A 7,412-nucleotide genomic window follows, 5' to 3' on the forward strand; every position below is an offset into this window, starting at 1 on the left:
CGCCGACTCCTTGGCCGTGCAACTGGTCAACGACACACCCGCCAACACCGCCGCGGCCACAGCGACAAAGGGAAAACGGCTCATTTGGTTGACCTTTCGGATGTGGATTCGCTGTCGGGCGCCGGGGCAGCTTGGCGGCGCGCCGACACCGGCCGGAGGAAGAACGCCAGGACGATCACCAGGTAGGCGAGCCAGCACACCAGCTGCAGCACCGTGGGCGTCGGCGTCACGTTGAACACGCCCTGGATCACTTCGCCGTACCAGGCCGACCAGTCGAACCAGGAGCTGATGTCGAAGGCGCGGCTGGACAACCCGGGCAGCCAGCCGACGGTCTGCAACGCGCCGACGCCGTAGGACAGGATGCCCGCGGCCACCACGATCAGGAGTACGCCGGTGTACTTGAAGAATTTGGCGAGATTGATGCGTACCGCGCCGGCGTACATGCCGTACGCGATGGCTGCGGCGATCAACACCCCGATGATCAAGCCGGTCAGCGGCCACAGTGTCTCGGCTTCGGCGTACCCCACCATGAACAGGGCGGTCTCCACGCCTTCGCGGCCGACAGCCAGGAAGGCCAGCACCGCCACGGCCACACCGCCGGTCTCCAGGGCGCGCGACATCTCGCCGCGCAGCTCACCGGAAAGGCCGGCGGCGGCCTTCTTCATCCACAGCACCATCGTGGTGACGATCACGACGGCGATCAGGGAGGCCACCCCGGCGATGGCTTCGGCTCCCAGGCCGCTGATGGTCTTCTCACCGAACTGGATTCCCAGGAACACACCCAGCGTCATCAGGATGGCCAGGCCCACACCCAGCCAGACCCATCTGAGTGCGTCGCGGCGTTCCGATTTCACCAGGAACGCCACCAGGATGCTCACCACGATGGCTGCTTCCAGGCCCTCGCGCAAACCTATGAGTAAGCTGCCAAGTACCTGTGTGGACACGCTCGGAGCTGCGGCCAGCACGGATACCGAGGTGTCCACCACCGTGGTCATTCCACGTTCCTTCATGCCGCGACGTACACCCGGCAGCACCGACGAACACGCCGGCGAAAGCTAGGTGTGGCTCACCTAACGATGAGCCGAATCGGACGTTACACCTGTGCGCCCCGCCGCGGCCAAACCCTGGTACTTCGTTCGCTATGCGACCATGGGTCAAGACCAGAGTGGGTTGAGGAGTCCTGTGTCGATGCGCTGGCTACAGGCTGCCGCAGCTGTAGGCGCGGCAGCACTGCTGATGGCATCGAGCTGCTCGTGGCAGGTCGGCACGCCAGTTCCGGAGGGTGTTCCGCCGCCCTCGGGTGACCCGGTGCCCGCCGTGGACACCTATGCCGACGGCCGCGGGGCGGATCAACTTCACCAGTGGGCCGCCGAGCGTGCACCTGCCCTGGGTATCCCCGCCACCGCCCTGGAGGCCTACGCCTACGCGGCCCGGGTGGCCGAGGTGGAGAATCCGGACTGCCACCTGTCGTGGACCACGCTGGCGGGCATCGGGATGGTGGAAAGCCACCACGGGACCTACCGCAACGCCGATATGGCCGGCAACGGCGATATCACCCCGCCGATCCGGGGTGTGCGGCTCGACGGCACCGCGGGCAACATGCACATCCCGGACACCGACGGCGGCCTCCTCGACGGCGATCCGCATCTGGACCGGGCGATGGGGCCCATGCAGTTCATCCCCGAGACCTGGAAGCTCTACGGCGTCGACGCCAACAACGACGGTGTGATCAGCCCGGACAACATGGATGATGCGGCGCTGTCGGCGGCGGGATACCTCTGTTGGCGCGGCGGTGACCTGTCCAGCCCGCGCGGCTGGATGGCCGCGCTGAAGGCCTACAACAACTCCGAGCAGTACGCGCGGACGGTCCGGGACTGGGCCACCGCCTACGCCAGCGGCCGCGCCCTGTAAGGGGCGGGTGTCTACCGGCGCTCAGACGCCACACATCACCCGGATCTCGGCGAGCGCGTCGCTGAGGTCGATCAGCGCCGGGGTGGCCAACGCGATTCGCAGGGCGTTGGGCGCCGGAGCCGACAGGGCGAACGCATCGGCGGTGGACACCAGGATCCCGCGCTGCGCCAGTTGGCGGGCGGCGATATCGGCGCGGGTCTCCTCGGGCAGCGTCAGCCAACCGGTGTACGAGCTGGGATGTGCGCGGTAGTCCAGGCCGGCGAATGCGGCCCGCGCCAGCCCCTGCCGGTCCCGGGCGTCAGCGCGGCGTAGCTTCTCCAGCCGCTGCGCGGTCCCGTCGGTGAGCCACCGGGTGGTCAGTGCGGTCGACAGGCTCGAGGTTCCCCAGCTGCCGGCCCGCAGCTGGCGGGACAGTGCGGCGCGGTATCGGGGTGGGGTGACCAGGAATCCGACCCGAAGGCCGGCGGCCAGGTTCTTCGACATGCTGCCCACGTACACGGTGCGTTCCGGGGCCAATGTCTGCAGCGGTGGTGGTGCCTCCGGTTCCAGGAACGCATATGTCGCGTCCTCGATGAGGATGACGTCGTGGCGGCGCGCGATGTCGACGATGCGCTGTCGCACCTTGCTGTCCAGCACGAAGCCGAACGGGTTGTGCAGGGTGGGCATCGTGTACAGGGCGCGGATTGGCCGGCGACCGCACAGCCGGTCCAGGTGGTCGAGGTCGGGTCCGGTGAAATCGGCTGGCACCGAAGCCAATTCGATATTGCGGGCGGTGCTGATCAGCTTGATCCCCGGGTAGGTCAGGCAGTCGGCGGCCACCACCGATCCCGCACCGGCGAGCGCTCCCAGCGCCGTGTCCAAGCCGTGTTGGGCTCCGCCGGTGAGCAGCACGTCCCTGGGGGCGACGTCGATATCGCGGTCGAGTAGGTACGTCGCGATGGCGGCCTGGTCGCGGCTGCGACCGCCCGGAGGTTGTTGCGCCAGCAGCGCCGACAGGTCGCCTTCGGCGGCCATCTCCCGCAGTCCGGTGCGCAGTTGGTCGGCCTGCGCGGGTGCCAGCGGCTGATTGAAGGACAGATCCGCGACGCGGCGATCGTGCGGGAGCCGGCGCGGCTCGAGCCCGGCGAACCCGCTGAGATCACGCACGAAGGTGCCCCGTCCCGGCTCGCCCACCACCAGCCCGGATGCGATGAGGGCGCGGTACACCTTCGTGGCGGTGGCCACGGCAATCCCGTGCTCGCTGGCCAGGGCCCGGTGCGTCGGCAGCCGGGTGCCGGGCGGCAGGGTTCCGCGCCGGATCTGTTCGGTCAGCCGGTCGACCACGGTGGTGTAGCGCTGCACCCGCATGACGTCAATGTAGCTAGGACAATTTCTTGATTGCATCAGTATCGTCCTTCTAACGTCGGCCTCGTGACTGAACAACTGCCCGTCCTGGCGTTCCTCGAAGGCATGCTGGCCGGCGACAACGCCCCCACTGACCTGCACATGCGCTATCCGACCGCGATCTCCGAGCTGCTGGGGTTCGACATCGTCGCCGTCGGCGCCGGCACCGCCTCGGTACAGGTGAAAGTCGACGCCGCACGGCACGGCAACCAGCAGGGCACCGTGCACGGCGGCTTCCTGGTCGAGCTGGGGGACGCCGCCATCGGCACCGCGCACTCGACCCTGATGCGGGCCGGCGAGTCCTTCACCAGCATCGACATCCGCGCTGTGTTCCTGCGTCCGGTGTGGACCGACACCCTGATCGCGGCTGCCCGTCCGACGCATTCGGGCCGGACCATCACCCACTACACCTGCGATATCACCCGCGGAGACGGCAAGACCGTGGCCACGGTGACGAGCACGGTGCTGACGCTGCGGGGTGATCAGGCCGCGGGCCGGTGAACAAGGAGATCCGGCCTCGGCACCCCGGGCGGCCAACCTCTAGGCTGAACGCGCAATCGATTCAGCTGAAGACACAAGGAGACGTCCGTGCCCATCATCGAGCAGGTCGGCGCCCGAGAGATCCTCGATTCGCGCGGCAATCCCACAGTCGAGGTCGAGATCGCACTGACCGACGGAACCTTCGCCCGCGCCGCGGTGCCGTCGGGTGCCTCCACCGGTGAACACGAAGCGGTCGAGCTGCGTGACGGTGGCGCCCGGTACGGCGGCAAGGGTGTGGAGAAGGCCGTCGAGGCCGTTCTCGACGAAATCGCTCCCGCCGTGATCGGCCTGTCCGCCGACGACCAGCGTCTGGTCGACCAGGCGCTGCTGGATCTCGACGGCACCCCCGACAAGTCGCGGCTGGGCGCCAACGCCATCCTCGGCGTGTCGCTGGCAGTGGCCAAGGCCGCCGCCGACAGTGCCGCCCTGCCGCTGTTCCGGTACCTCGGCGGGCCGAACGCGCACATCCTGCCGGTGCCGATGATGAACATCCTCAACGGCGGCGCACACGCCGACACCGGTGTCGACGTCCAGGAGTTCATGGTCGCCCCGATCGGCGCGCCCACGTTCAAGGAGTCGCTGCGCTGGGGTGCGGAGGTCTACCACGCCCTGAAGTCGGTGCTCAAGAAGCAGGGCCTGGCGACGGGCCTCGGTGACGAGGGTGGATTCGCCCCGGACGTGGCGGGCACCAAGGCCGCGCTGGACCTGATCAGCTCGGCCATCGAGACCACCGGCTTCAAGCTTGGTACCGACGTGGCGCTGGCCCTGGATGTGGCCGCCACCGAGTTCTACACCGACGGAACGGGTTACGCGTTCGAGAAGCAGACCCGCACCGCAGCCGAGATGGCCGACTTCTACGCCGGTCTGCTGGACGCCTACCCGCTGGTGTCCATCGAGGATCCGCTGTCGGAGGACGACTGGGACGGCTGGGTGGCCCTGACGGCCGCGATCGGTGACCGGGTGCAGCTGGTGGGCGATGACCTGTTCGTCACCAACCCCGAGCGCCTGGAGGAGGGCATCGAAAAGGGTGCCGCCAACGCGCTGCTGGTGAAGGTCAACCAGATCGGCACTCTCACCGAGACCCTCGATGCTGTGGCGCTGGCCCACAACAGCGGCTACCGCACCATGATGAGCCACCGCTCCGGCGAAACCGAGGACACCACCATCGCCGACCTGGCGGTGGCGGTGGGAAGCGGTCAGATCAAGACCGGCGCCCCGGCCCGCAGTGAGCGTGTCGCCAAGTACAACCAGCTGCTGCGTATCGAGGAAGCCCTGGGTGACGCCGCACGCTACGCCGGTGACCTGGCTTTCCCCCGACTGTCGGTGGACGGCAAATAACCGGGTAGCCCGGCAGGGCTCGGTACGCTTTAACCACGATGTCCGACGCGAAGCGCCCCGAGAAACGGCGGTCCCCGACCTCCGGTCCGGGGCGCTCCGGCGACCCCAAGGCCGGGCGCCCGCGTAAGGGCGCCACCAAGTCGTCCTCGCTGGTCCGCAAGGAACAGCCGCGGCCCGCCGACGAGGCTGACGCTCAGGACGACGGTCGGGAAGCAGTTGTCCATGAACCGATCCGCCAGTCGATCATCGTGTCGGCGGAGCGCCAGTCGGAGCAGCGCCTGGGTTTCACCGCCCGGCGGGCGGCCATCCTGGCGGCGGTGATCTGTGTGCTGACTCTGACGATCGCCGGGCCGGTGCGCACCTACTTCGCCCAGCGCACCGAGATGAACCAGCTGATGGCGTCCGAGGCCGCGTTGCGCGAACAGATCTCCGAGCTCGAACAGCAGAAGGCGAAGCTGGCGGATCCGGCCTACATCGCCGCCCAGGCCCGGGAACGCCTGGGGTTCGTCATGCCCGGTGACATTCCCTACCAGGTGCAGTTGCCGCCGTCGGCCACGAATCCCGAAGCGCCCGAAGCTCTTCCGGGTACTTCGGCCGTTCCCGAGGGGCCCTGGTACAGCACGCTGTGGAAGACCATCGCCGACGATCCGCACGGCCCGCCGGCACCCGCCTCCGTGCCGCCGCCCCCGCCACCTGCGCCGGTGCCCGGTGGTTGACCCGAAAGACCTGGACGCCGTGGCCGCCCAACTGGGCCGGGAACCGCGGGGAGTCCTCGAGATTGCGTACCGGTGCCCGAACGGGGAGCCCGCGGTGGTCAAGACCGCGCCGAAACTGCCTGACGGGACCCCGTTTCCGACGCTGTACTACCTGACCCATCCGGTGCTGACGGCGGCGGCGAGTCGGTTGGAATCCTCCGGTCTGATGAAAGACATGACCGATCGGCTGGCCTCGGACCCGGACCTGGCCGCCGCCTACCGGCGTGCACACGAGCAGTTCCTGGCCGAACGTGACGCCATCGAGCCACTGGGCACCACGTTCTCCGGCGGGGGAATGCCCGACCGGGTGAAGTGTCTGCACGTGGTGATCGCCCATTCGCTGGCAAAAGGCAAGGGTGTCAACCCTTTCGGCGATGAAGCGCTGGCCATCCTGGCCGTCGAACCCGGCATGGCCGGCATCCTGGACAAGGAGTACTGGCTGTGACACGAGTGGCGGCGGTGGACTGTGGCACCAACTCGATTCGGCTGCTGATCGCCGATGTCGAGGCCGACGGGCTGCACGATGTGCACCGCGAGATGCGGATCGTGCGGCTGGGGCAGGGGGTGGATGCGACGGGGGAGTTCGCACCGGAGGCGATCGCCCGTACCCGCGCGGCGCTGGCGGACTACGCCGAACTCATGCGGGCCCACGACGTCACGCGGGTGCGGATGGTGGCGACGTCCGCGGCGCGCGATGTGAGCAACCGCGACGCGTTCTTCGCGATGACGTCCGAGATCCTCGGCGCGGTGGTGCTCGGCGCGAGCGCCGAGGTGATCACCGGCGACGAGGAGGCCGGCCTGTCGTTCCACGGCGCAGTGGCCGAATTGGATTCCGCGGCGGCGCCTTTCGTGGTCGTCGACCTCGGTGGCGGGTCGACGGAGGTGGTGCTGGGTGACGCCGGCGGCGCCCAGGCCGCGTACTCCGCCGACATCGGCTGTGTCCGGCTGACCGAACGCTGCCTGCACTCCGACCCGCCCACCGCCGAGGAGGTGGAGGCTGCGCGGGAGGTGGTGCGCCACCGGCTGGACGAGGCGCTGCGTGTCGTGGCCGTGGAGCGGGCCCGCACCTGGGTGGGGGTCGCCGGTACGTTCACCACCATCGCGGCCCTGGCCCAGGACATGACCACCTATGACTCGGCGGCCATCCACCTGTCGACGGTGCCGTTCGGCAGGCTGTTGCAGGTGTGCGACGAGCTGATCGCCATGACCCGCAAACAGCGCGCTGCGCTCGGGCCGATGCACGAGGGCCGCGTCGACGTGATCGGTGGCGGCGCGATCGTGGTGCAGGAACTGGCCGCGGCGCTCGGTTCACGCGCCGGCATCACCACGCTGACGGTCAGTGAGCACGACATCCTCGACGGCATCGCCTACTCCCTCCTGGCCTGACCGCGACCCTCCCCCCCATAACCGCGAGCGAGCATTGCTCCTATGTCAAGCGGCGACTGCCTGGAGGGGTTTGTCGTGGGTGTGGTTGAGGTGTTTGTC

The 7,412-nt window shown here is 68.6% G+C and carries 8 protein-coding genes; 6 read left to right on the top strand and 2 right to left on the bottom strand.

The annotated features are described in order from the left end of the window. Positions 1-80 precede the first annotated feature (80 nt). Complete coding sequence (gene efeU / locus AC3A6P_RS35915; protein ID WP_487697414.1) at positions 81-995, bottom strand: iron uptake transporter permease EfeU; 915 nt, start codon at positions 993-995, stop codon at positions 81-83. A 193-nt stretch (positions 996-1,188) separates the two neighbouring features. On the opposite strand from efeU, the gene AC3A6P_RS35920 reads away from it, so the two are divergent. Beyond that, positions 1,189-1,911, top strand: coding sequence for a lytic transglycosylase domain-containing protein (locus tag AC3A6P_RS35920; protein WP_487697415.1), 723 nt, complete (start codon positions 1,189-1,191; stop codon positions 1,909-1,911). A gap of 21 nt (positions 1,912-1,932) precedes the next feature. Here AC3A6P_RS35920 and AC3A6P_RS35925 read toward each other — a convergent pair whose 3' ends face one another. Further along, positions 1,933-3,258 carry an aminotransferase-like domain-containing protein gene (locus AC3A6P_RS35925; RefSeq protein WP_487697416.1) on the bottom strand — a complete coding sequence of 442 codons (1,326 nt, stop codon included), beginning with the start codon at positions 3,256-3,258 and terminating at the stop codon, positions 1,933-1,935. A gap of 138 nt (positions 3,259-3,396) precedes the next feature. Between AC3A6P_RS35925 and AC3A6P_RS35930 the strand changes: the two genes are divergently transcribed. From AC3A6P_RS35930 to AC3A6P_RS35950, 5 genes are all read left to right on the top strand, one after another. Beyond that, positions 3,397-3,795 carry a PaaI family thioesterase gene (locus tag AC3A6P_RS35930; protein ID WP_487697423.1) on the top strand — a complete coding sequence of 133 codons (399 nt, stop codon included), beginning with the start codon at positions 3,397-3,399 and terminating at the stop codon, positions 3,793-3,795. An 87-nt stretch (positions 3,796-3,882) separates the two neighbouring features. Beyond that, on the top strand, positions 3,883-5,172 hold the full coding sequence (gene eno, locus AC3A6P_RS35935; protein ID WP_487697418.1) for a phosphopyruvate hydratase: 1,290 nt from the start codon (positions 3,883-3,885) through the stop codon (positions 5,170-5,172). A 38-nt stretch (positions 5,173-5,210) separates the two neighbouring features. Further along, complete coding sequence (locus tag AC3A6P_RS35940; RefSeq protein WP_487697420.1) at positions 5,211-5,888, top strand: FtsB family cell division protein; 678 nt, start codon at positions 5,211-5,213, stop codon at positions 5,886-5,888. Further along, the gene (locus AC3A6P_RS35945) at positions 5,881-6,372 is read left to right on the top strand and encodes a DUF501 domain-containing protein (RefSeq protein WP_487697421.1); all 492 of its coding nucleotides are present in this window, start codon (positions 5,881-5,883) and stop codon (positions 6,370-6,372) included. Before AC3A6P_RS35940 ends, AC3A6P_RS35945 begins: the two co-directional genes overlap by 8 nt. Further along, complete coding sequence (locus AC3A6P_RS35950; protein ID WP_487697424.1) at positions 6,363-7,313, top strand: Ppx/GppA phosphatase family protein; 951 nt, start codon at positions 6,363-6,365, stop codon at positions 7,311-7,313. The genes AC3A6P_RS35945 and AC3A6P_RS35950 overlap by 10 nt, the downstream gene beginning before the upstream one ends. Positions 7,314-7,412 lie beyond the last annotated feature (99 nt).

It is taken from the genome of Mycobacterium sp. Soil_C_30 (genome assembly GCF_057656995.1).

Bases quoted from the DNA above. Each gene is read 5' to 3' on its own strand.
- efeU (WP_487697414.1), bottom strand. From the start codon at position 995: ATGACCACGGTGGTGGACACCTCGGTATCCGTGCTGGCCGCAGCTCCG.
- AC3A6P_RS35920 (WP_487697415.1), top strand. From the start codon at position 1,189: ATGCGCTGGCTACAGGCTGCCGCAGCTGTAGGCGCGGCAGCACTGCTG.
- AC3A6P_RS35925 (WP_487697416.1), bottom strand. From the start codon at position 3,258: ATGCGGGTGCAGCGCTACACCACCGTGGTCGACCGGCTGACCGAACAG.
- AC3A6P_RS35930 (WP_487697423.1), top strand. From the start codon at position 3,397: ATGCGCTATCCGACCGCGATCTCCGAGCTGCTGGGGTTCGACATCGTC.
- AC3A6P_RS35940 (WP_487697420.1), top strand. From the start codon at position 5,211: ATGTCCGACGCGAAGCGCCCCGAGAAACGGCGGTCCCCGACCTCCGGT.